This window comes from Hadarchaeum sp. (SeqCode) (assembly GCF_049969415.1).
GTDB lineage: Archaea > Hadarchaeota > Hadarchaeia > Hadarchaeales > Hadarchaeaceae > Hadarchaeum.
On record NZ_JBMFOX010000103.1, the window covers coordinates 1 to 2,025 of the forward strand.

Below are 2,025 nucleotides of genomic sequence, written 5' to 3' on the forward strand. Positions count from 1 at the left end.
TCCTCCACGCCCGGTGGTACCATCCGTACATGATGCGCTTCCTCTCGCCCGATCCCCTCCGCGGCGATCCCCGCTCCCCCCAGAGCTTGAACCTTTTTGCCTACGTCAAGGGCAACCCCCGCAACTTCGTGGACCCCTGGGGTCTGGCGGCGGTGGGCACAGGACCTAACGGGGATTCGAAACCCGAGAAGGACGGCTACTGCGATGGAACGACCTCTGACCCCGACTGCCAGTACCACGAGGACGTCACGGTCATAGGCACAATTTACCGGTACCCGCTACTTACGCTCGGCGTTCCTTTGTGGATGGTGGATGTTGTCGAGCTGTACATTGATCGGTATGTGGCGAGCGACACGTTTTTTGGTCGGCCTGGAATAACCAGTGACCTCGGTAATCGCTGGCAAAGGTTCTGGAGGTGGGTAGAACAAAACACGGACGCTGGGGTGTCGGTGAGCGCGTACTACAAAGGTTGGTCGTTCTCCTTGGACCAGTGGGGGCAATGTGGTGGAGGAACCCTAGCTTTGGGTGATTTGGCGTGTGGTACGTCCGAAAACGTGCAGTCGTGGGTTGTCGGTGCCGATTTATGGCTCCATCTTTTCTCACCCGATAAGATGAGGACGGTTGACCCACCACAGGTTGGTATCGGCTTTGGCTTTCCCGGTTTTGGGAGACTTCCCGGAGTGGAGGTGCTTTTTACGCGTAGTGGGGCATTCGGCGGAGTCGTGGTTCATTTCGGTCCTTCGTTCTTCTTTCCCCCCGGCTGGGTAACGCGCTACTAGGATAGAAAGATCATGCCTAGCCCGATGGATTACCTTGGCTTGATGATATTGTGGGCCCTCGGAGCCACGTTTCTGTGGCTCAGCGGTTGGAGTTTTCGCCTGCGGAAGGAAAAGGATCTCGCGGCGACCTGGCCCTCTATCCTCACTGGTGTTTTCTTTTACAGGCGTCGGCGCGAGCTATACGGTGTTGTGGCCGGCTCGGTATACTTAATGGGCGCCGTGATGCTCCTTTTGTTCATACCAATGGCTGGCGGGTGCCAGGCGATTACCGGACCTGAGTGTTGGCGTCTACGATTCCTCGTAGCCTTTTCGTTCTGGAACGGGTTAGAGGCTATGCTTACTCGAAACGGAGTTATTTTTATCCCGTTGATTCAGAAATACTTTCCTAGATTGAGACGCAACACTCTTAGGGTTCTTTTTGCCGCGATTAGTCTAGGTCAGTTTGTGAGTGGCTTTGCGTGATTGTACGCGGCACTTCTGAAGACTGGAGCGTACAACTGGTCGGGTTACCTGCTTTTAGTGAAGTTCTCCTTGGTTTGCTGTCGCCGGCAAAACGCTGGCAACGTGGCCGGTTCACTGCTTGAGGCCAGTGGAAGACTTGGGCGCTTGCCCGCCCCGAAGCACACGCGCAGGCCGGGGCGAAGCAGGATGCCACAGAGAAGGCCGCTGGGGGTGCCGGCATTCCTGCCGGAATCCTTCGGTTGGACGTGGGCGGGATTGGCTCCCGGGTCGCTCCAGACGGCCGTGTGTGTCTCTTTTCGCGAAAACTAGAGCGTTTCGTGGTAACTCTTTTTCGTCTTGCCGCCTGGAAGCCGGCGCTCCCGGTTTCTCGGCGCAAAGCCAACACCGCGGTGGTGGGGATTCGGGACCTCGGGGGAAACCCCTTGCGGACGTACACCCGTTGGGCTTCGGGGAGCTGGAGCTGGGCTCGAGATGATGTCTACGTAGGCCGTACGCGGGTGGCCATGGTGGGAAGCAGCGGGACGTGGTACTACCACACGGACCACGTGGCCAGCCCGCGGGTGGTGACCACGGCTTCGGGGACGGTGGCGAAAACGTACGACTTTTACCCCTACGGTCTTCCCATCAACGCCACGGGCATGGAGGCCCTGTGGTTTTCCGGCTACGAGCTGGAGCATCAAAACACGGCCACGGACTTCAGCGATGACCTCTACTTCCTCCACGCTCGGTGGTACCATCCGTACATGATGCGCTTCCTCTCGCCCGATCCCCTCCGCGGCGATCC

Annotated in this window: 1 protein-coding gene and 1 pseudogene; both read left to right on the forward strand. The window is 58.4% G+C overall.

Annotated features, from left to right (window positions below; genetic code table 11):
• Positions 1-779 (forward strand): RHS repeat-associated core domain-containing protein (locus ACP5PX_RS08090; protein ID WP_428085440.1); only part of this gene is annotated, 779 nt, incomplete at its 5' end.
• Positions 780-1,633: 854 nt separating this feature from the next.
• Positions 1,634-2,025 (forward strand): annotated as a pseudogene (locus ACP5PX_RS08095) (hypothetical protein); the annotation flags it as partial.